The 23,329-nt window shown below is 30.9% G+C and carries 21 protein-coding genes and 2 pseudogenes; all 23 read left to right on the top strand.

Translation table 11 applies throughout. From position 1 onward, the window contains the following. Window positions 1-4: 4 nt before the first annotated feature. The 23 genes and pseudogenes from PFY10_08785 (at window position 5) to PFY10_08675 (ending at window position 23,327) form a co-directional block, all read left to right on the top strand. Window positions 5-1,468, top strand: a complete 1,464-nt coding sequence (locus PFY10_08785; GenBank protein WBV58541.1) for an oligosaccharide flippase family protein — start codon at window positions 5-7, stop codon at window positions 1,466-1,468. A gap of 4 nt (window positions 1,469-1,472) precedes the next feature. Then, entirely contained in the window at window positions 1,473-2,627 is a 1,155-nt protein-coding gene (locus PFY10_08780; protein WBV58540.1) for a polysaccharide pyruvyl transferase family protein, read from the top strand. Next, window positions 2,627-3,826, top strand: coding sequence for a hypothetical protein (locus tag PFY10_08775; protein ID WBV58539.1), 1,200 nt, complete (start codon window positions 2,627-2,629; stop codon window positions 3,824-3,826). The genes PFY10_08780 and PFY10_08775 overlap by 1 nt, the downstream gene beginning before the upstream one ends. Before the next feature lie 38 nt (window positions 3,827-3,864). Next, window positions 3,865-4,986 (top strand): EpsG family protein, encoded by a 1,122-nt coding sequence (locus PFY10_08770; protein WBV58538.1) that lies wholly within the window; start codon window positions 3,865-3,867, stop codon window positions 4,984-4,986. Window positions 4,987-5,018: 32 nt separating this feature from the next. Then, entirely contained in the window at window positions 5,019-5,945 is a 927-nt protein-coding gene (locus PFY10_08765) for a hypothetical protein (GenBank protein ID WBV58537.1), read from the top strand. A 66-nt stretch (window positions 5,946-6,011) separates the two neighbouring features. Next, window positions 6,012-7,076 (top strand): glycosyltransferase family 4 protein, encoded by a 1,065-nt coding sequence (locus PFY10_08760; protein WBV58536.1) that lies wholly within the window; start codon window positions 6,012-6,014, stop codon window positions 7,074-7,076. A gap of 97 nt (window positions 7,077-7,173) precedes the next feature. Beyond that, a pseudogene (locus PFY10_08755) lies at window positions 7,174-7,260 on the top strand (hypothetical protein). A gap of 111 nt (window positions 7,261-7,371) precedes the next feature. Next, window positions 7,372-7,617, top strand: a pseudogene (locus PFY10_08750) (DapH/DapD/GlmU-related protein). After that, entirely contained in the window at window positions 7,617-8,651 is a 1,035-nt protein-coding gene (locus tag PFY10_08745) for a polysaccharide biosynthesis protein (GenBank protein ID WBV58535.1), read from the top strand. The pseudogene PFY10_08750 and the gene PFY10_08745 overlap by 1 nt, the downstream one beginning before the upstream one ends. 48 nt (window positions 8,652-8,699) lie before the next feature. After that, entirely contained in the window at window positions 8,700-9,104 is a 405-nt protein-coding gene (locus PFY10_08740) for a WxcM-like domain-containing protein (GenBank protein ID WBV58534.1), read from the top strand. A 59-nt stretch (window positions 9,105-9,163) separates the two neighbouring features. After that, entirely contained in the window at window positions 9,164-10,282 is a 1,119-nt protein-coding gene (locus tag PFY10_08735) for an NAD-dependent epimerase/dehydratase family protein (protein WBV58533.1), read from the top strand. Window positions 10,283-10,293: 11 nt separating this feature from the next. After that, window positions 10,294-11,430, top strand: coding sequence for a UDP-N-acetylglucosamine 2-epimerase (non-hydrolyzing) (gene wecB / locus PFY10_08730; protein WBV58532.1), 1,137 nt, complete (start codon window positions 10,294-10,296; stop codon window positions 11,428-11,430). 4 nt (window positions 11,431-11,434) lie between these two features. Beyond that, window positions 11,435-12,643, top strand: a complete 1,209-nt coding sequence (locus PFY10_08725; protein WBV58531.1) for a glycosyltransferase family 4 protein — start codon at window positions 11,435-11,437, stop codon at window positions 12,641-12,643. A 28-nt stretch (window positions 12,644-12,671) separates the two neighbouring features. Continuing rightward, window positions 12,672-13,574 carry an NAD-dependent epimerase/dehydratase family protein gene (locus PFY10_08720; protein WBV58530.1) on the top strand — a complete coding sequence of 301 codons (903 nt, stop codon included), beginning with the start codon at window positions 12,672-12,674 and terminating at the stop codon, window positions 13,572-13,574. Window positions 13,575-13,604: 30 nt separating this feature from the next. Next, window positions 13,605-14,156, top strand: a complete 552-nt coding sequence (locus PFY10_08715; protein ID WBV58529.1) for a sugar transferase — start codon at window positions 13,605-13,607, stop codon at window positions 14,154-14,156. 97 nt (window positions 14,157-14,253) lie between these two features. Next, entirely contained in the window at window positions 14,254-15,393 is a 1,140-nt protein-coding gene (locus tag PFY10_08710; GenBank protein ID WBV58528.1) for an aminotransferase class I/II-fold pyridoxal phosphate-dependent enzyme, read from the top strand. A gap of 112 nt (window positions 15,394-15,505) precedes the next feature. Beyond that, entirely contained in the window at window positions 15,506-16,090 is a 585-nt protein-coding gene (locus PFY10_08705; GenBank protein WBV58527.1) for a sugar transferase, read from the top strand. Window positions 16,091-16,119: 29 nt separating this feature from the next. Further along, window positions 16,120-16,746: a DUF3575 domain-containing protein gene (locus PFY10_08700; GenBank protein WBV58526.1), complete on the top strand. Its 627-nt coding sequence runs from the start codon at window positions 16,120-16,122 to the stop codon at window positions 16,744-16,746. A 199-nt stretch (window positions 16,747-16,945) separates the two neighbouring features. Beyond that, window positions 16,946-19,297, top strand: coding sequence for a polysaccharide biosynthesis tyrosine autokinase (locus PFY10_08695; GenBank protein ID WBV58525.1), 2,352 nt, complete (start codon window positions 16,946-16,948; stop codon window positions 19,295-19,297). Then, window positions 19,294-20,715 carry a lipopolysaccharide biosynthesis protein gene (locus tag PFY10_08690; protein ID WBV58524.1) on the top strand — a complete coding sequence of 474 codons (1,422 nt, stop codon included), beginning with the start codon at window positions 19,294-19,296 and terminating at the stop codon, window positions 20,713-20,715. Before PFY10_08695 ends, PFY10_08690 begins: the two co-directional genes overlap by 4 nt. Then, on the top strand, window positions 20,712-21,350 hold the full coding sequence (locus PFY10_08685) for a CatB-related O-acetyltransferase (GenBank protein ID WBV58523.1): 639 nt from the start codon (window positions 20,712-20,714) through the stop codon (window positions 21,348-21,350). The genes PFY10_08690 and PFY10_08685 overlap by 4 nt, the downstream gene beginning before the upstream one ends. A gap of 170 nt (window positions 21,351-21,520) precedes the next feature. Next, window positions 21,521-22,462 (top strand): EpsG family protein, encoded by a 942-nt coding sequence (locus tag PFY10_08680; protein WBV58928.1) that lies wholly within the window; start codon window positions 21,521-21,523, stop codon window positions 22,460-22,462. Window position 22,463: 1 nt separating this feature from the next. Beyond that, entirely contained in the window at window positions 22,464-23,327 is an 864-nt protein-coding gene (locus PFY10_08675; protein WBV58522.1) for a glycosyltransferase, read from the top strand. Window positions 23,328-23,329 lie beyond the last annotated feature (2 nt).

Below are 23,329 nucleotides of genomic sequence, written 5' to 3'. Positions count from 1 at the left end.
TTTAATGATAAAAATTAAAAATCTTATTAACGATTTTAAAAAAAATACGCTTATAAAAGGTATTTTTTGGTCTTTCTTAGGAGTAATAGCCTCTAAAGGATTAGGCTTTCTAGCAATGTTTTTTGTTGCAAGAGAATTGTCCGTAGCTGATTTTGGTAATATAGGGATTCTACAATCCTATATTACCACTTTTTCATTGCTAAGTCTTGCAAGCTTTGGAGTTACTGCGACTAAATACATTGCTATAAATCTTCATGAAAATAAGAGAAAAACAAGTGAAATATTTTCTTTAGTACGATTATCTTCTTTTTTACTAGCCATACTTGTGTTAGTGTGTTCTTTATTTTTTAATAAGGAGCTTTGTGTATTATTGACAGGTAAAGAAGAAATATGGCAACCTATGTTGTATTGTTCTATTGCTATTTTATTTTCTTCTCTGAATGGTTTGCAAACCGGTGCATTGGCAGGATTTGAAAACTTTAAATCCATTTCTATAATTAATATTGTAAATGGATTATTATCCTTTCCTTTAATTATTATACTAACGGAAAGATATGGAGTGAATGGATTTGCTTTTGCACTTCTAATCACTAATTTTTCTATATGGCTATGTTCCGCGATATTACTTAGAAAAGTATGCAAAGAACATGGAATATGGTTTTCTCTTGATAATATAAAATCAAATTTTGAGATTATACTAAAATTTAGCTTACCTGCATTCATTAGCAGTTTAATGGTTAACCCAATTATTTTAATTTGTAATAGTATTTTGATAAAGAGAAATCATAATGGTTTATACGAAATGGGTATTTTTAATGCCAGCAATAACTACTCACAAATTTCAATGATTTTATTGAGTATTATTGGACAGGTTTTTTATCCTTACGCTATGAAGAACTTTGGAAATGGAAATAAAAAGTTTGAATTTCTAAATATAATCCATCCAATGTTTTTTGGTTTAATTATATGTCTGCCAACTGTTTTTTTACCTGAGGTATTTTCCTCTTTATTTGGATCACAGTATCATAACAATGATATGTATATTACGACAATATTAGTTTCTATATTTACTATTATAAATTCACAAAAACAGGGTATTGCCAGAAATTTTGCTGCAGGTAATTTCATGTGGTTTAGTGTTTTTAGTAATGGTTTCTGGGGTATTACGGCAATAGCATTCAGTTACTTACTTGTTGATTATGGAGCCATTGGCAGAGGAGTAGCCTTTGTGATTGCTTATTTTTTAAACACCGTATTATTTATTCCTTATTTTATTAAAAATAAACTGGTAAATAAGAAACTGGTGCTAACATGGTATAATCTATTATACTTTGGAATTGTACTTGGGGGGCTTTTTCTTTTTAAAATGAATGTCTCCGTAATTATTAGAGTGGTTTTATTGGCGGTGAGTTTATTATTGGTATTACTTACAATTAAGCGGTGGTATAATGTTTATATAAAGAATTGAACAAATGCAGAGAAATAGAAAAATCGACATATTAATTAAAGGAGCGTATGGAGATGCGAATGTAGGTGATGATTTATTGTTAGAAATGACTTTGGATCTACTTTCTCATGTTAATCGAAATATAGATGCAAAGATTGTTTGTAAAAAGGAAAAATATATTAAACAGCAATTCAGCAATGCCAAATTTCTAAGTTTAGCAGCATCTCGTTTTGAGTCAGCTGATGTTTATATTTTAGGTGGTGGAACCCAGTTCTTTTCATTTGAAAAGTCACAAAGAGACATATCATTAAGCTCCAGATACCAACTTTATTTTAATCTTTTATTAAAAGAACCATCTTTGTTGATCAGCTTTTTAACTTCAAAAGGTAAAAAGAAAAAAGATATCAAATTAAAACTGGCTTTAGGAATAGGGCTTGGACCTTTTGGTACAGAGAAGGATGAAGTTAATGTTAAGAATGACTTGGCATTGTATGATAAAATTTATTGCAGAGATAGTATTTCATTGCAATATTTAGAAAAATGGGATTTAAAAAACAGGCAATTTGGAGCAGATCTATGCTTAACGGACTTGTTCAAGAATAAATATCCATTAAATCATGAAGCCACTAAAGAAGACAGGCTAAAGCTTGGAGTAGTACTTAGAGATTGGCCTCATAACAATACAGGAGAACTCATTAACAGCAAAATCTTTAATTGGTTACCTGAACAAAAAGATTTCGAAAGAAATTTATTCATGTTTTCTGAATCAAAAGATGATGTATTAATTCAACAGGTTAAAAAAAGATCTGATTTAGGAATAAGGAATCTCATTATCTGGCACCCCTTAAAGTACAAATTTGTAGAGTTTTATGTGTATTTAAATGAATGTGATATTTTAATTACATCTCGTTATCATGCTGCAATTTTTGCTCTTAATCTGGGAATACCAACGATATGTTTAGGAATTGATCCAAAACTAAAAGCGCTTTGTGACGAAGTTAGTGGATTTTATTATTGGAATCCTGAAGAAGAAATCTCTGTTCTGGATAAATACATACAAAATATAAAAGGTAATTATCAGCAACATCAAGAGAATATAAGAAATAGCTATAAAACTCTTAATGCCAGAGCAAACGCAATGGTGGAAGATGTATTGAATGTTTTAAGAAATTTTGAATAATGTCAAAGAAAGTACTTTTTATTGCACCCAGTTCATATCCGGTTAATTCTCCTGAAGCTATTGTTAACATTAAGCTGCTGGAATTATTAAGTAATAATGGATATGAAATCGACCTCATTTCTAAAAAAATAAAATGGAGTAATTATCCTTCCACTCAGTCTTTAGAAGATTTAAATGTCAAAATTAATAGAAGTATCGTTGTAGAAGTAGATAATAAATTTACCTTAAAAACACTATTTCAGCATTTATACGTTTATTTTTTGTTTGGAACAGTATTTAAAGGAGCTCACTGGGCCTATGAAGTCATTTTTAATAATAAGTCATTTTTTAAAAATGAAAAATACGATTATGTTATTACAAAAGATACGCCTAGTTTTTTAATCGGATATTATCTTAAAAAGAAACTGGGGTTAAAATGGATTTCTACATGGAATGATCCGTATCCGCCACTTAAATATCCAGTTCCTTATGGTGGAGGATTAGATGCCAAGATGTCGTTTTATAACAAAGGTATTATTACTATAATGGATTTTGCAGATAAGCATATTTTCCCTAATGAACGGTTAAGAGATTACATGTTGAATTATCTTAATCCCGATAAGTCAAAGACTGTAATAATTCCTCATTTGGCATATGAGCCAATTATTGGAAAAAAAGAAAACAACGGGAAGTTAAGATTAATTCATTCTGGAAATGTTCGATCTCCGCGTGATCCTAAGATTGTTGTTCAGGCATTTGCCAAGTTCATTGCAGAAAGTGGTGCAAAAGATATTACTCTTGATTTTATAGGAATATTTGATAATGATTTGAAGGAATTAATTAAAAATGTGGAAGGTAATAATCAAATCAATCTGTTACCTCCTGTGGAATACAAAAAGAGTTTAGAACTTTTAAAAGAGTACGACGTAGCGTTAATAATTGAAGCACCTTGTGGTGAAGGTATTTTTCTGCCTACTAAAGTTGGTGATTATATGTCTCACAATACGCCGATATTTAGCATTAGTCCTTCAGTTGGTGTTTTAAATGATCTTTACCAAAAAAATGATGTACAATATTTTGCAGATATTAGTGATCATAGTATGATATATAATGAATTTAAAAAAATTTATAATGATTATAAAAATGGCCAACTAAAAAATAGTAGCTTTAATCACACTTATGGTAAAGAGTATATTTTGAATTTATATAATACATTATAATGCTTTTCTATATTGTAACATTCTTGTTGTGTATCATTATGGATAATCTACCCGATAGAAAACATATATTGGGTAAGAAGCTATTTCTTGTATGGATATATATATTTTTATGTTTTGGCTATACTGTTGGAACAGACTGGAGACATTATGAAGACTTATATAATTTTGCTACAGATAAAGACCTTTTAAGAAGAGATTATGAGCAGGGATTTTATTATCTCATATACTTGATACGACATATTATACCTGATTTTTGGTTGTTTCTTGGACTTGTAAAATGTCTCTATTTATATTCAGTTATAAAATTCATAAAAAGATTTATTAAAGGTGAGTTTTTAGCGATTGGGATCATGCTTAATTATAACCTCCTTTTTATGCTGATTGATAATCCTTTAAGGTTTATGTGTGGGTCAGTTATATTAGTTTGGAGTACAGTATATTTACTGGATAAGAAGTATGTTAAATTTATTATTGTTGCATTATTAGGACTTTTATTTCACATTTCATTAATTGCTCCAATTTTATTATCCTTACTAGTTGTATTTAGGAAAAAAATGATATATCGGTCAAATATTACTTTATCAATTTGGTATATTATAGCTTGTATTATAGGTTTTTTTCCACAAATTTTAAATGAGTTTTCAAATTATTTTGCCTCTTTGTTTCCAACAATAGCATATAAATTATTAAATGTTTATGTAGCGGAATCTAATAACGCAATATTCACTATTGGTTCATTGATTATGTTTTTCTTATTCTTCGTTTTGTTACGTTATAGAAAAGCAATTTTAAATAATCCTCATGGTGATATACTGTATTTTTTTGCATTATTATACATGTATTTATTTAGGATTTTATTGATCTTTCCAACAGGCTTTAGAATTACTTTATATTTTGGACTATTTTTTGCCGTTTGTTTAGCAATAATTATAAAATCTGCAAATTTCAAAATTAAATACTCTCTTTATCTATTAATAGGCTTAACTATTTTTAAAACAATTTGGAGTAGTTATCAATATCTCCCTTATACAAACAGTATATATCATATTTTGTCATCAGATCACCTACCAAAAAGTTATAGAAGCAATCTCAATAAGAATGCATATCACAAACGTACAGGAGAGACAATAAAAGAGAAAAGTATAAATATACCAGATTAATCGTTTATAAGAAATAATTAAATTTTATAACAATGCAAACAACAAAATACTTAAAATTAAACAGTCCATTGTTATTTTTAATAACAATCATATTGTTGGTATTTTCAAACAGAATGTATGGGCAACAACCTAAATTATACATAGGAATGACCGGCCTGAATCAATTGCAGGAGACATACATTAAACAGAATGGGTTAGAAAAAGCAATTATCTTTTATCAAAAAGATGTTACAACAGATGGAAGTAATCTTGATGTTGAATTATTTACAAAGAATATTAATGATAAGACATCTGCTGGAAGTACTGGGATTGCAGTTATTGATTGGGAAGGTCCTGCCATTAAAGCAATTTCAGGTTCTGATGATAAAAGTGCCAATTTGGCTATCCAGCAGTTCGTTAAAGCTGTTGAAACAGCTAAGAAACTTCGTCCCAATTTAAAATGGGGGTTTTATGGATTACCTGTTAGAACCTTCAAAGGAAACAGTAGTGGATGGAAAGATGTAAATGCGAGGCTGGCTCCGGTTTTTAACGCTGTAGATATTATAGCTCCTTCTTTATATATGTATAATGCTAATCCAAGAGTATATAATGCCCGATCTCCAATATTAGAAGTGGGAAGTGGGGATTATTTATATACTAACCTTGATTATGCTTTAGAGGTAGGTAAAAAGTACAATAAAGACGTTTATCCATTTATATGGCAAAAGAGAAATTCAGGAAACTCCAATATGGCGATGTCACTTATTCCAATCGATATTTTTAAAAATTATTATAAGATGATCACCTCTCGTGTTTCTTCCGGGAAAAAAGTAAGTGGTGTAATATGGTGGGATAGTCAAAAGTATTTTTATTTAAATAGACAAAAATACCCAGCACTTCAGAAAGAATATTCAAATGTAAAAGACGTTGAACAATATGATTTAGATGTTTTTAAAACATATTATAATGCAACTAAATAATTCTAAATTTTAAACCAATAAAGGGCATTTCGGATTAAATTTTCCGATGAATAATATTAAAAAAATATGAAAACCAAAGTTTTAATCATTTACAACAAAGTATGGTCTTATCGAGAAAGAATTTTTGAACTGATCAATGAAGAGTTTGACCTAACTGTTGCCTATTCTGATGAGAAATTTAAAAATAAAAAGTTTTCTTTTAAAACAATGTATCTGCCCGTTAAAAAAGCAGGACCTTTTGAGCTTCATAAAGATAATTTGTACAATATTGCATCTCAATATGATGTGGTAATTGGATTATCTAATCTCAGATGGATTAGTCTTATGTTACTTTGCTTAAGAAGAAATAGAAAATATAAGATTGGATATTGGGGAATCGGAGTGACTGCTTCATATGAAAATAGTTTTGACTCTAAAACGACATGGGATAAATTTAGGTACTATATTTCAAGAAAATCTGATTTTACGCTATTTTATAGTTCTTATCCGTTGGAAAGATATATAAAAGCAGGAATTCCTGAAGAAAAACTGTTTGTGGCTCATAATACTACAGAAGTTGAAAATGTAATTAAATCAGATGTTAATAATAAAAAAGATTTTCTCTTTGTTGGAACATTGTATCCGCAGAAGGGAATAGGAGAGTTACTTGAAGCATATTATCTATTGTACACAAAAAGGAACGATTGCCCTAAATTATTAATTGTAGGAGATGGCCCGGAAAAAGAGAAAATTGTAGAATTTATTAAGGAAAAGAACATAGCGGATAAAATTGTATTGTATGGAAGTATTTATGATGCTAAAGAACTTTCTAAAATATTTGCTGAATCCATCGCATGTATATCACCTAATCAGGCAGGTTTATCCGTTCTAAACTCTATGGGTAATAGTACTTCATTCGTAACGAGAGAGGACGCTATTACGGGAGGTGAAATTTTTAATATAAAAAATAAATATAACGGTATAATATACAAAGAGCAGGAGAACTTGGCAGATGTAATGGAATGGATTATCAATAATAAGGAGCAAGTTCATAAAATGAATGAAAATGCATATAACCATTACATCAATAATAGAACTCCTGAAATGATGGCCAATGAAATTAAAAGAGCTATTAATAAATCTTTAAGCTAAATCAATGAAAGGGATAATCCGACAACTATACAGAGACTTAAAAATGAGATTTTTTAGATTATCTTATGGACTCAAAAATGTACATAAAACATTTTATATGGGGGGAAAGTCAGAGATATCGGGAGACCTGCAAGCCGGAGAATACTCTTACATCGGACCAGGGTGTGTAATCTATCCCAAAGTTAAAATCGGGAGATATACAATGCTGGCTCCTCAAGTTAAGATTGTTGGAGGAGATCATTACTATAAGAATCCAAATAAACCAATCATTTTTTCTGGTAGAGAAGCAGAATTAGAGACCATAATAGGAGATGACGCATGGATTGGGTATGGTGCTTTTATAAGCAGAGGTGTTAAAATTGGTAATGGAGCAATTATTGCTGCTTACTCTGTTGTTACAAAAGATGTAGAGCCATATACAATTGTTGGAGGTTCTCCAGCTAAGTTTATTAAATATAGATTTACTGAAGAAGAAATTGATGAGCACAAAAAAATGCTAAAAGAAAATTTAGAAATAACGATTAACGACTATACAAAGTAATGCAAGGAATTAAAGATAAAGTATTATTAATAACAGGCGGTACAGGATCTTTTGGAACTGCTGTTTTAAATCGATTTTTACAAACGGATCATTTTAAAGAAATCCGTATATTTTCTCGTGATGAGAAAAAACAAGATGATATGCGTAACCTATATAAAAATGAAAAAATAAAATATTATATAGGTGATGTAAGAGACTATAATTCTGTAGAACCGGCAACAAGAGGAGTGGATTATATTTTTCACGCTGCTGCATTGAAACAGGTTCCTTCATGTGAATTTTTCCCTATGCAGGCTGTAAAAACTAATGTAGAAGGAACTCAAAATGTTATTCTTGCCGCTGCAGCAAACAAAGTTTTAAAGGTTATTTGTTTATCAACAGATAAAGCTGCTTACCCTATTAATGCAATGGGAATATCCAAAGCTATGATGGAGAAAGTAGCAGTAGCAGAAGCTCGTAATTTAAAAGATACTACAGTTTGCTTAACACGCTACGGAAATGTGATGGCTTCCAGAGGATCTGTTATTCCTTTATTTTTAAATCAAATTCAAAAGGGAGAGCCCATAACAATTACAGATCCCAATATGTCTCGTTTTTTCATGTCCTTAGAAGATGCTGTAGATCTGGTATTATTTGCTTTTGAAAATGCCAATCCGGGGGATCTCTTTGTAAACAAGGCTCCTGCAGGTAGTATTGGAGATTTAGCAAAAGCACTAATTGAATTGACAGGTAAAGAAGTCCCTGTTAAGATTATTGGGACACGTCATGGTGAAAAGCTTTACGAAACACTATGCACTCGTGAGGAAATGATCAAAGCAGAAGATATGGGGGATTTTTACCGTATTCCTGCAGATAATCGTGATTTGAACTATGCGAAATACTTCTCTGAAGGAGAAGAAGATATATCCAGAATAGAAGACTATCATTCTCATAATACAGAACAACAAGGTGTAGAAGGTTTAAAAAAATTGATATCTACTCTTCCGCTAATAAGGAAAGAAGTTTTTGGAGAGGATGTTATGCAATATCCTTAGAATTTATCAATTAAAATTAGAGTTTAAACAATTATCAAAATATAGTTGATGATATTAAAAGGAAACAGGAACGAAGATATAAGAGGCATTATAACCTATAACAATGAGTTTGATGCTACGAAAATTAAACGTATTTATACAATAGAAAATCATTCAACTGAATTTGTCAGAGGGTGGCAGGGGCATAAAATTGAACAACGTTGGTTTGCTTGTATGAAAGGGAAATTTGAAATATCTGTTATCGTAATAGATGATTTTGACAATCCTTCAACAAATGCGAAAATAAATAAATATATACTTTCTTCAGAAGCCTTAACCTATCTGCATATTCATGCTGGTTGTTTAACTGCTATCCAAAGCTTGGAAGAAGAAAGCAAACTGCTTGTATTAGCTGATTATGAATTGGGGGAGATTGAAGATGAGTATCGGTTTGAATTAGATTATTTTAAATAAAGTAATAATCTTAAACAATTAATAACAGATAACCCAATATTTGTTTTAAAAATAATTAAATGAAAAAAGTTGGAATTACTGGACAAAATGGCTTTGTTGGTCGTCACTTATATAATACTTTAGGATTATTTCCAGAGGAATTTGAGCGCGTTGAATTTAAAAAAGAATTTTTTGAAAGTCAGGAGAAGCTAGATGATTTCGTTTCTAAATGTGATGTCATTATTCATTTAGCGGCGATGAACCGTCATGAAAGTGAGCAAGTGATTTATGAAACCAATGTAGCCCTAGCTCAAAATTTAGTAAGTTCATTAAAGCGTACAAATTCCAGGGCGCATGTCCTGATCTCATCTTCAACGCAAGAGGAAAGAGATAATTTGTATGGCAAATCAAAACGTGAGGGTAGGGAAGCAATTATCAATTGGGCGAAGGCAAATGATGGTAAAGTAACAGGCTTGATCATTCCAAATGTTTTTGGAGCTTTTGGTAAGCCATATTATAACTCTTTTATTGCTACTTTCTGCCATCAGCTAACCCATGGAGAAACCCCTAACATTGCAAACGATGGTGAGGTAAAATTAATTTATGTTCAGGAACTGGTTGATCGTATTATTAAAGAAATCCGTTCAGGACAAAGTACCGAAGAACTTTTTATAGAAGCTACTGCATCCAGAAAAGTATCTGAGGTGTTGGAGCTGCTTATTCAATTCAAAAGTTTGTATTTTGAGAATGGTGAGATTCCTACATTAAAGAATTCTTTTGAACATAATTTATTTAATACTTATCGTTCTTATATTGATTATAAAACGCACTACCCGGTAAAGTTTACCCAACATACAGATCCCAGAGGTGCTTTTGTTGAGATCATCCGGTTAGGCATAGGAGGGCAATGTTCATTTTCAACTACAGTGCCTAATATCACAAGAGGAAATCATTTTCATACCAGAAAAATCGAACGTTTTGCTGTAATTAAAGGAAAAGCATTAATTCAGCTAAGAAAAATAGATTCTGATGAAGTCCTTGATTTTTATCTGGACGGGTCGGATCCCGCATACGTGGATATGCCGATATGGTATACCCACAATATTAAGAATATTGGTGAAGAAGAATTGTACACTATTTTCTGGATTAATGAAGCATATAATCCAGAAGATGCCGACACCTATTTTGTAGAAGTTTAAAATATTAATTAATGAAAAAATTAAAAGTAATGACGGTTGTTGGAACACGACCGGAAATTATTAGATTATCAAGAGTATTATCCGCTTTGGATGCATCTGAAGCAATAGAACATATCATCGTTCATACGGGTCAGAATTATGACTATGAACTTAATCAGATTTTCTTTGACGATCTGGGATTAAGGAAACCTGATTATTTTTTGGAAGCAGCTGGAAAAACAGCAACAGAGACCATAGGTAATATCCTTATTAAAATAGATCCTTTGCTGGAAGAGCTAAAACCAGAGGCTTTCCTTGTTCTTGGAGATACGAACTCCTGCCTGTGTGCAATTCCTGCAAAAAAAAGACACATTCCTATTTTCCACATGGAGGCAGGGAACAGGTGTTTTGATCAAAGAGTACCTGAAGAAACCAATCGTAAGATTGTAGATCACACAGCTGATGTGAATCTTACATATTCGGATATTGCAAGAGAATATTTATTGCGTGAAGGGCTACCTGCTGACAGAATTATTAAAACAGGGTCGCCAATGTACGAGGTACTGAATCATTATCTCCCTGAAATAAATGCTTCCGATGTGCTTGAAAAGCTTAACCTTGAAGAAGGAAAATTCTTTGTAGTATCTTCTCATCGTGAAGAAAATATTAATTCTGAAAAAAACTTCAGAGGACTTATAGATTCATTAAATGCCATTGCAGAACATTATCAGTATCCTATCATTGTTTCTACTCATCCAAGAACCAGAAATATGATTGATAAGATGAAAATAGAGGTTCGCCCTGAAATTCAGTTTTTAAAACCGCTTGGCTTTCACGATTATAATGCCCTTCAAAAACGTTCTTATGCTGTATTATCAGACTCAGGAACAATTTCAGAGGAATCTTCAATTCTTAACTTTAGAGCTCTCAACATACGTCAGGCTCATGAAAGGCCCGAAGCTATGGAAGAAGCCAGTGTAATGATGGTAGGCTTATCTCCGGAGCGTATTATGCAAGGGCTTGTGCAAGTACAACAACAGAGTATAGGGCAGCAACGTAATTTCAGACCTGTTGCCGATTATTCGATGCCTAATGTATCTGAAAAAGTAGTAAGAATTATCATCTCATATACGGATTACATCAAGAGAGTAGTTTGGAGCGAAGAATAAACTTATGAATATTCTTATAATAACACAGTATTTTTATCCGGAAAATTTCAAAAGTAATGACCTCGCTTTTGAACTAAAAAAGAAAGGTCACGATGTTACTGTATTGACGGGACTTCCCAATTATCCTGAGGGTAAGATCTTTGAAGGGTACGGTGTTTTTAAAAATAGAAAACAAATTGTTAACGGTGTAAAAGTAATAAGATCACTACTTCTTCCCAGAGGGAAAGGAGGCGGAATACGACTATTTATCAACTATTATAGTTTTGCTGTTTTTGCTTCGATTAAAGCCTTTTTAATGGGTTTTAATAATAAGTTTGATGCTATTATTGTACACGAACCGTCTCCAATAACACAGTATTATCCTGCTCTTCTCATGAATAAAATATGGAAGACACCGGTCTATTTCTGGGTTATGGATCTATGGCCTGAAAGTTTATCCATCGCGGGTGGAGTAAAAAACAAATGGATATTGAATTATTATGAAAATGTTATCAAAAGATTTTATAAGAATTCAGAGAAAATTTTGATTACTTCCCAGGGATTCAGAAAGTCAATCAATCAGAAAGGGAATTTTGATGACAAGATCATTTATTTTCCTAACTGGGCAGAAGATACGATATCAGAAGGGAATAAAGATTTTCCCATTCCATCCTTACCCGATGGATTTAAAGTGATGTTTGCTGGAAATATCGGAGAAGCACAGGATCTGGACAATATTGTAAAGGCAGCTTTGGAACTAAGAGACAAAAAGGATATTAAATTTATACTGGTAGGAGATGGCCGGAAAATGCCTTTCGTAAAAGAATTTATAGAAGAACATCAGTTACAGGAAACGGTTTTTACAATGGGTAGGTTTCCTGTAGAAGCGATGTCCAGTTTTTTTGATAAAGCTGATGTGATGCTTGTTACTTTGAAAGATGATCCGATATTTAACCTTACAGTGCCTGCGAAATTACAGGCCTACATGAGTGCTTCCAAACCTGTTATTGCAATGCTGAATGGAGAAGGGGCAGATAATGTTAAAGAGGCCGATTGTGGGTTTACAGTTTCTGCGGGAGATTATCAATCGCTTTCAAATACCATTTTAAAGGCTTCCGGATTATCAAAAGAAGTACTTACCCAATTAGGAGAAAACAGCAGGAGGTATTATGAGGATAATTTCAGAATGTCCAGTTGTATATCCAATTTAGAAAATATCATCAAAGGAAAATAATAACCTTTGTCAGATTAAAAAATATAGTATGAATATAACGATCACCGGTGCATCTGGGTTTGTAGGTAAAAATCTTTCAACGTTCTTAGAATCAAAGGACCATCATGTTACTTCCTTATCTCTCCGAAATGAAAATTGGAGAAATGAATTTCCTATGCATGGTGATGCAATAATCCATCTCGCAGGGAAGGCACATGATACATCCAACACTTCTGATGACCAGGAGTATTATAAAATAAACAGGGATCTGACAATTGAATTATTTAACAAATTCTTAAACTCAGAAATTAAAGAGTTTTTTTACTTTAGCTCAGTAAAAGCTGTAGCAGATAGAGTAGATCATGTTTTAACTGAAGAAGCTGAAGCAAACCCTTATACTCCATACGGGAAATCCAAGAAAGAAGCTGAAGAATATATTTTTAATCAATCTTTACCAGAAGGCAAAAAAGTATATATCATTCGTCCATGTATGATCCACGGTCCCGGAAATAAGGGGAATCTGAATTTATTGTATAAAGTGGTGAAAAGAGGATTGCCATGGCCTTTAGCTGCATTTGGGAATAAGAGGTCCTTTTTAAGTATTGATAACCTCAACTTCCTTGTCAATGAAATCCTCATGAATAAAAATGTATCCTCAGGGATCTATAATTTCGCAGATGATGATGCTATATCGACAAATGATCTCATCAGGACAATTAATTCTGCAGTAAATAAAAAAGCAAAGTTGTGGAGTATATCTAAAACAATGATTGAAGGAATGGCTAAATTGGGGGACAAATTACATTTACCCCTAAATTCAGAACGCTTAAAAAAGCTCACAGAATCTTATGTCGTTTCCAATCAGAAGATAAAAACAGAGCTGAAAATTAAATCTTTGCCTGTAACAGTTCAGGAGGGATTAACAAAGACCATTCAAAGTTTTAATATTTAATTAAAATCAACTTTTAAACATTTTATTATAATGATACGCGTACTTGATTTCTTATTCTCTTTTTTTGGAATTCTATTCTTATGGCCAATAGGAGTAATATTGTATATTATCGGTTTATTTGACACCGGCTCTCCTATATTCTTCCAGGAAAGAGTGGGGAAGCAAAAAAGGCCATTTAAATTAATGAAGTTCAGAACGATGCATGTGAATACAAAATCTGTAGCAACGCATCTTTCAAGTACATCTTCTGTAACTAAATTCGGAGGATTTTTACGTAAGTCTAAGCTGGATGAACTTCCTCAGCTTATTAATGTTTTAAAAGGGGATATGAGTCTTGTAGGTCCTCGACCTAACCTTTTTAATCAAACAGATTTGATTGAAGAGAGAGATAAAAGAGGGGTTTATAATTTCCTTCCTGGGATCACAGGTCTGGCTCAAATCAACGAAATTGATATGTCAACACCGGTTGAATTGGCAGAAAAAGACGCTGAAATGCTTAAAAATCTAACGGTATCGGATTACTTAAAATATATTTTTGCCACAGTTGGTGGAAAAGGTCAGGGAGACAGAATCAAAAAATAAATCTATTTTACTAAAAAAATACCAGTATTTCCATAAGTGAAAAAATGAATGTCAAAATTCAGTAGGAAAAGTTATATTTGCTTCTCAATAACACACGATGCACGATAAAATTTGGCTTTCCCCTCCTCATCTTTCAGGAAATGAATTGGAATTCATTGATGATGCTTTTCAGAAAAACTGGGTTACCTCAATAGGCAATAATATTGATGAATTTGAAAATGATCTAAGGAGCTTTCTTGGAGGCAATATTGAAGTTTGTGCCCTGAATTCTGCTACTTCAGCAATACATTTGGCTCTTATGCTTTTAGGGGTAGGTAATGAGGATGATGTTTTGACCTCAACTTTCTCTTTTGTTGCGTCAGCCAATCCGATTATCTATTGCAATGCCAATCCTGTTTTTATTGATAGCGAACCGGAAACATGGAATATGTGCCCTGTTACCTTGGAAGAGGCTATTAAAGACAGGCTTTTACAAGGAAAAAAAATCAAAGCTATTATTGTTGTACACCTTTATGGAATGCCTGCCAAAATGGATGAAATTTTATCTATTGCAGAAAAATATAAGATCCCGGTGATAGAAGATGCTGCGGAATCACTTGGATCCAGATATAAAGGTAAGCCTTGTGGTGGTTTTGGTCAATTTGGTATCATATCCTTTAATGGGAATAAAATTATTACAACATCTGGTGGTGGGACATTGATATGCCATTCTAAAGAAGATAAAAATAAAGCGATATTTTTGTCTACACAAGCCCGAGATGATGCTCCTCATTATCAGCATTCGAGTACAGGATATAATTATAGAATGAGTAATATTATTGCAGGAATAGGACGTGGACAAATGAAAGTTCTAAATAATAGGATTCAGGCCAGAAGAGATATCCATAATTTTTATACTGCTCTATTTGAAAATATAGACGGAGTTGATGTTTTTACAGAACCTAATGAAGATTTCTACTCGAATCATTGGCTATCTGCAATCACAATAAATTCTGAAAAAACGGGAAAAACAAGAGAGGATTTACGTCTCGCTCTTCTTAATGATAATATAGAATCAAGACCGCTCTGGAAGCCTTTGCATTTACAGCCTGTCTTTTCAAACTTTCCATATTATGGAGGACAAACAGCTGAGAACCTCTTTAATTCGGGGCTTTGTTTACCTTCCGGATCTAATCTTTCCATTGAGCATAAAGAAAGGATTGCTAGAGTTTTAAAAGATTTTTTCAAGCACAGTTGATTCTAAAATATGTCACAGTCATTGTATATAAATTCCAGGTGAATATTTTTTTAATAAATCGGTACACTTTGCTTATTTTTCTCATATTAGAGACATATTTCATATATTTGTAATGAATCCAGAGATTGTGAAAAAATACCCTATTTGGAAGATGTTGATGGACTACAGCATAGCTTTTTTTGCTGTCATTCTTTTATTACCTCTGTTTTTTTTATTAGTAATTATAGCTTCTATAGATACCGGTTTCCCTGGGATCTTTGTTCAGAAGCGAATAGGTTTGAATGGTGAAATTTTTAATGTCTACAAATTCAGAACATTGGATCCTAAAACATCTCGAAAATCAAGGATCGGCCTATGGCTGAGAAAATATAAACTGGATGAACTTCCTCAGTTGATTAATATTTTAAAAGGGGATATGTCTTTAGTTGGACCTCGCCCGGATATTCCCGGGTATTATGATAAACTTGAAGGAGAAAATCGCCTTGTTCTGCTTATTAAACCAGGGCTTACCAGTGAAGCAGGAATTAAATATCGGAATGAAGAACAAATACTTGCTCAGCAGAAAAATCCTTTACAATATAATGATGAGATTTTATTTCCGGATAAAGTAAAAATGAACCTTGATTACTATCATCATCTTTCCTTTAAAAATGACCTTTATATACTCCTCAAGACCTTTTCAGTACTCAAAACATAATATATTAATAAGAAAAATGTTATATTCTAATGAAATCTCTGATTAAAAAACTATGCTTTATAAGCAGCTTATTTCTGGCATCTGTCCTGAATGCACAAATAGAAGTAAAAGTAAACACTCTTTTTGCTCCGATAGGTATCTACAATATTGCCGTTGAAAAGCCAATTACAAATAAGATTTCATTACAAGCCGAAGCGTTTGTTTCCCCATGGAAATCTTTTGCTGGAAGGAATCTGCAGATTTATATGGGAACTCTCGAAGGAAGATATTATTTTGGAGAAAAAATGAAAAAGTGGTATATAGGCACCTATGTTTCCATGACTGCATTTAATCTTCAAAAATGGAATTACTGGAATGATAAACCAGTAGTAGATGAATTTGGTAACCCCGAGATACTTTCAGATGGGAGTGTTCGAGTTACTGGAAAATATCAGAAAGGAATTTCTTTTATTTTTGGTGTAAGTGGAGGATATCATTTTACTATTAATGATCGTTGGGGTTTGGATCTGTATGCAGGAATAGGGACTACACAATCCTTCTATAAAGGATATTTTAAAGATAATAATCAGAGGTACGAAGGAGCAACCAAATTTAATAAAAGTGGAGAGCTGATTCCTACCCGGGGTGGTTTGATGTTGACTTATAAAATAAAATAGCAAGATACATATGTAATTATAATTGCTGATTTATTTATAGTATAATAGCATTTTTTTTAAATGATATAACCGAAAAATACTTCTGGTACAATATATTTAATAAGTATTAAAAATAAATTATAAAATATTAGATATATTTGCAGACGTTTTAAAATAAGATCAAAACTTAATCTTCAATTTGATAATATAATCCTTAAAAATGGATAAAAATTACAGTAAGGAAACTGATTTAAAAGATTTTATACTTCCATATATTTATAAATGGAAGTATTTTGCAGTAATTATTGCGTTAATGCTTCTTTTTGCTGTTTATTATATAAAAACTACAGCTCCAGTTTATAAAATTCAAAATTCGGTATTAATAAAAGATGCTAAGAAAATGTCATCGGCCTCCGGTGATTTCGGTGTTTTACAAAGTTTGGGAGCATTGACCAACATGGGAACTAATAGTATCGAAAATGAACTGGAAATTTTTAAATCTAGAACTATTATTGAAGATGTACTCAAACAGCATAATTTTCAAATAACAGTCTTTGCAAAGCAAAAATATTATGATCTGGAGCTATATGGTCAGACTAATCCATATATTTTTAATGTAATTAATGAAAAGGGGGATGGGCAAGATCCTGAGAAGCCTCAGAAGCCAATTGATATTATTGTTAAAGGCAATCAAATAGTGTTGTCCTCAAAGAGCTGGGACAATGACATAAAAGGAACTTTCGGAAGAACTATAAGTCTTCCATTTGCAAATGTGATAATTAGTAAAAATCCTTTTTATAAGGCAAAGTCAGAAATAAATATGGAAAGAATATATTTTTCATATAATGATTTTGATAAAATGGTTATTGATTACCGAAGTGCCTTAAAAGTTAGTCTATTAGACAAAGATGCAACTGTTATAGGTCTTTCAGTAGAATTTCCTAATAAGGAAAAAGGACAGGATTTTCTTAATGCTCTGGTTCGTCAATATAATAGTTATGCTATAAATGATAAAAATTCTGAATCAAAAAAGACTAAGGACTTTATAGACGAAAGAATATTATTGATTTCAAAAGAGTTGGGAGATGTAGAAACTGAAAAGCAAAAATTTAAATCAAATAATAATATAGTAGATTTAGGCAGTGAGGCAAAAATCAATCTTCAGCTTAAGGAACAAACCAGGGCTAAAGCTTTAGAATTTGATACTCAGCTTGAGTTAAACAAAATTTTACAAAACTTTCTTGATCGCAAAAATGTAAGTGAAGTATTGCCTTTAAACATAGGGTTAGATAACGAAGCGGCAGCAAAAAATATACAGGAGTATAATCTGCTTGTTATGAAAAGAAATAAGCTTTTGGAAAACGCTACTGAAAATAACTCAGTAGTAAAAGAGCTTGACAAGCAGTTGAATGATTTAAAGGGCGCGTTGAGTGAAGGATTGCGGAAAAATCAGACAACATTGCAAATCGCAAAAAATAATACTTTATCTGAAATGGGTAACTCTGAACATAAAATAAGTCAGATACCGTTTCAGGAAAAGCTTTTTAGAAATATTGAAAGGCAACAACAAATTAAAGAAAACTTATATTTATTGCTTTTACAAAAAAGAGAAGAAGCCGCAATTACTATGGCGATAACTGCCGAAAAGGCAAGGGTTATTGATAGAGCATATGTAGATAAAAAGTTGGTGGCCCCTAGAAAAACGATTACTCTTGCTATTGCTTTATTAGGCGGATTTTTATTAGCATTTTCAATTATTTATTTAAAGATTCTTTTTAATAATAAAGTATCTAATAGAAAAGATATTGAAAAAATATCTTCAAGGCCAATTGTATCTGAGATACCGCATGTTGCGAATAAAAAATCTGAAATTATTAAACTTAATGATGTAACACCTATTGCTGAAGCATTTAGAATTTTAGTTACTAATTTGAAATTTATGCTTCCAAAGTATGATAAAGCTCCGGTAATTATGGTTACTTCATCTGTGAAGGGTGAGGGTAAAACATTTATTAGTGTAAACTTTGCATTGGCACTGGCTTCATCACTTAAAAAAGTAATTGTAATAGGAAGTGATATCAGAAATCCTCAATTACAAAGATATCACCAAGAATCTAAAAATCTAAAAGGGTTAACAGAATATTTGTACGGAGATATTGGTAAGGTAGAAGATATTATTTTTAAAAGTGGATTTAATGAAAACTGTGACTTTATCTATTCAGGAAGTATTCCGCCGAATCCTGTGGATCTTTTACAAAATTCCAGATATGCTGAACTATTAGAACAACTTAAAGAAAAATATGATTATATTGTAATAGATACTGCACCTCTACTATTAGTAACAGATTCTTTTTTAATTGCAGAACATGCAGATGCAACTCTTTATGTCGTTAGATCAGAAGTTAGTAAAAAAGATTTTATAGATTTCGCAAATAAGCAGATTGAGAGTGAAAGTATTAAGAACGTTGCCTTTGTTCTAAATGATATTAATAAAAATAACCTTGGATATTCCAACCAATATGGCTATGGCTACCATAGTGATAAGAAGAAATGGTGGCACTTTAAAAAATGATCTCTAACAATAAACTTTACAAAGGGTTAGTTTGGAGTACAGTAGATAAATTTCTTATTGTAGGGGTACAGATTCTAATTGAAATTGTACTAGCTAGATTTGTAAGTCCAAGAGAATATGGTATTATGGGGATGTTATTGATAATTATATCATTATCCCAGGTATTTGTTGATAGTGGGTTGGGAAGCGCATTGATTTTTAATAAAAATAGAAATGAAAAAGACTTTTCCACAGCCTTTTATGCATCAATAATGATAGGAGTGATTACATATTTATTTATTTTTATATTGGCTCCATATATAGCTACTTTTTTTAAAACTAACATTACACTGTACATAAGAATAATTTCTTTTACTATTATTATTAGTAGTATTTCTGTTATTTATAAAACTAGGCTTAATATAAATCTTGATTTTAAATCACAGGCTAAATTTTCCTTTTTTGCTATTTTTATTTCTGGTATTATTGGAATTGGAATGGCAGTAAGTAATTTTGGATTGTGGTCTTTGATCACACAGAATATACTGTTTAATCTGTTAACACTCGTTTTTCTAATTATTAACTTAAAATGGTATCCAAAGGAGAAATTTTCATTTCAAACATTTAAAAATCTTTTTCAATACAGTTCAAAATTACTATATGCAGGTATTTTTAATTCTATTTATATTAATTTGAATTCACTTTTTTTAGGGAAATTCTTTCCTGCAAAAGAATTGGGATATTACACAAAAAGTTATCAATTTACAATATTTCCTGCTTCTATTTTTACAAATGTTATCCAGAGAGTTTTGTTTCCCTACTATGTGGGACTTCAAACAGATAAATCAAAACTTTTCCAGAACACTTTACTGTTTAATAAAATAATATTTACAGTGATGATGCCTTTGCTAAGTATAGTCATAATTTATGCACATCAAATTATTATTTTTTCTTTATCCAAGGATTGGGAAAACATGGTATTGCCTTTTCAGATTTTACTTGGTTCAATCATCTTTTATCCGCTTATTGTTCTAAATATGAATGTTTTTCAAGTATTAGGTAAGACAAATAATTTTTTTTGGATAGAGGTTGGAACCAAAGTAATAGGTATTGTAATCCTTTTATTACTATATTCATATGGCATAAATGGTATTTGTCTGGGTATTTTTATTCAATTTTTCATTCAATATATCATTACGTCATATTTTGTCTCTAATATTACCAGACAAAGTTTTTTTAAAAGTCTAAACATTATTTTATATCTTATCTTAGGACTTATAATTCTTTTTGGTGTTTTGCAAATCATGGAAATCAGTAGCTCCTTATTGTTTAATAGTATACTACCGATATCAGTTTTTTTAATATTTTATAGTCTTTTTTACTATATCATATTTAGGAGGGAATTAGTTATTGTTTATAGCAAATTTTTAAAGAGATGATTTTTTATATTGTAAAGTTTTTTTTAAAAATTTTTTATGATCCTGTATTATTAGGAATCTATACTTATCGATGGAAGAAAATTAACAAGCATAATTTTACTTATCCTGTTGTTATTTTTCCCTTAGAAAAGGTTCTGGTAGGTAATAATACATATGGACCATTAGAAGTATATAGTTATACTCGGAAAAAAGATGAATTTTTATGTATAGGCTCTTTTTGCTCCATAGCCAAAGGTGTTAAATTTATTCTAGGCGGAAATCATTTTTCTAACTTTATATCGACATATCCATTTAAATCTTTTTTTCTAAATGAAGAAGAAGCTTTTTCTAAAGGTGACATTATTCTGGAAGATGATGTTTGGATAGGAACAGATTGTTTAATTTTATCTGGAGTAAAACTAGGTCAGGGGTGCGTGGTGGCTGCCGGATCTATTGTCACAAAATCTTTTCCTCCATATTCAGTGATTGGCGGAAATCCCGCAAAAATAATTAAAAAAAGATTTAATGATGAGATTATTGAAAAGCTATTGAAATTAGACTTTAATAGTCTTACTGACGATTTTATAAAGAAAAATATTGATATTTTTTATAGTGAAGACATAAATAAAAACCTATCATTACTAAAAAATGTATAAAACAAGAATTTGATTTGGCTATTCTAATTATTTTCACCATTATTTTATTTTATGTAGGACAATTTATTGAGCGACTACCTTCAAGATTTATTGCCTATGTATTTAATAGTCTCTTATTTGTAGGCTTGTTATACTGTTTTCTGGATCTTACCTATACCGCAGACTGGGGTATGTATTATTTGTTTTTTAAACGAGAGGAAACTTCTACAGATCCTGTTTTTTATTGGCTCACATTGATTTTTAAGAAAGGTCTGAATTTACAGTATACTGAGCTTTACCAGTTTCATATTTTTCTTATAATTAGTTTGTATTATTTTTTTATTTCCAGATTTACAAGGAATATTTTCTTTATTTTTTTAGCATATCTGATACTTGACAATGTACATTTGGCTAACCAGATCAGATACTATATGGGGTTTCCAATCCTAATGAGTGGTTTTTATTTTCTTTTTTACAAGAAAAAATATATCCTGTCAATAATATGCATCATCCTATCAATAATATGCCATTCCGGGCTTTCATTTTTACTTGTTTGCATTCCTGTATATTATTTTGTGCCAGCAAAGAAGTTTTATACTTATATTCTTAGTTTTTCATTACTTGTCTTTCTAGTTACATTCTATATTTATAACTCGACCTTAGGTGAAATTTTAAGTCATTACGGAGGCTATTTTAATGCAGGAAGTAGTTTTCTTGGAGGTCTTTTTAATGCGATTCCTTATATTTTGTTTACAGGATTTTTATACTTCGAAACATTTTTTTTATTAAAGAAAAACCCTGAAATTGTAGAAGATCCACAATTTAGGTTTCTCAATAAAATTGCATTTTTTCCAATAATTTTTATACCAGCCTCTTTTCTTATTCAGGTTATAGGACATCGATACGTAATGCCTTTTTCTTTTATATGGATGTTATATTATTATATTTTCTTTATCAAAAATCAGAATCCAAAGGTGAAATTGGGGCGATTTATAATTTTGTGTGGAATTGTGTTTATTAGCGCAATGTTTATTTATATTATTCCTGGTTATTTGTTTCCTGAAAACCACTTTATGGAGGAGTTTTTAGAAATGATAAAATCTTCAGATAACCTTAAAGGCATGATTGATTAATATGAAAAAAATATCTGTAATTATTGTCACCTACAATTCCTTGAATGATATTGTTAATTGCATCCATTCTGTTTATAGACAAAATGATCTTTTAGATGATGATATAGAAATTATTATTGTTGATAATAGTAAGATAGAAATCTTCATAGAAATGAAAAAGCTTATATCTGATAACTTCTCAAATGTTTTATTGATACATAATCCTTCAAATGGAGGATATGGACAAGGAAATAATGTGGGTATAAGAGTTTCCAAATCTGAAATTGTATGTATTGCAAATCCAGATATTATTATGGAAAAGCCTATGTTTAGTAGAATAATTGAATTATTTAAAATAAATAAAAAACTTGCTGTCGTTGGTGGAAAACAATTTGGTGGCATCAATTTATCTTTTTGGGTTCGTCCTGAATATGAATTTTTTTTATTTACTACCCCAATAATGATATTACTAAATAAATTGAATATATATCTGGAAAAATTTTGTTTTCTTTCTGGAGCATTGTTATTTATAGATAAATCTAAATTTGAAAAAATTGGATTGTTTGATGAAAATATATTTTTATATCGAGAGGAATCTGATATTATAAAACGTTTTATAGATTATAACTTCAAAACACATTTTGAGAATAAACTCATATATAAGCATCTAATAGATGATAGACAGAAAGTTAGTGTAAAGTCATTTGAAGAAGAAATGAAATCTACAAAATTATATTATAAGAAATTTAATTTTATTTTCGAAAAATTTATATTCCAAAGACTGTTTTCCTATTATATATTAAAATATCTTTTTCTCATATCCGGAAAGAAAAATTCCTATCAACAAACGATTGAAACAATTGAGAGATTAAATAAAATAAAATAAAA

The sequence above is a fragment of the Chryseobacterium daecheongense genome (genome assembly GCA_027920525.1).
Taxonomy (GTDB): Bacteria; Bacteroidota; Bacteroidia; order Flavobacteriales; family Weeksellaceae; genus Chryseobacterium; species Chryseobacterium proteolyticum.
This window is presented reverse-complemented; position numbering and strand designations above follow the sequence as displayed.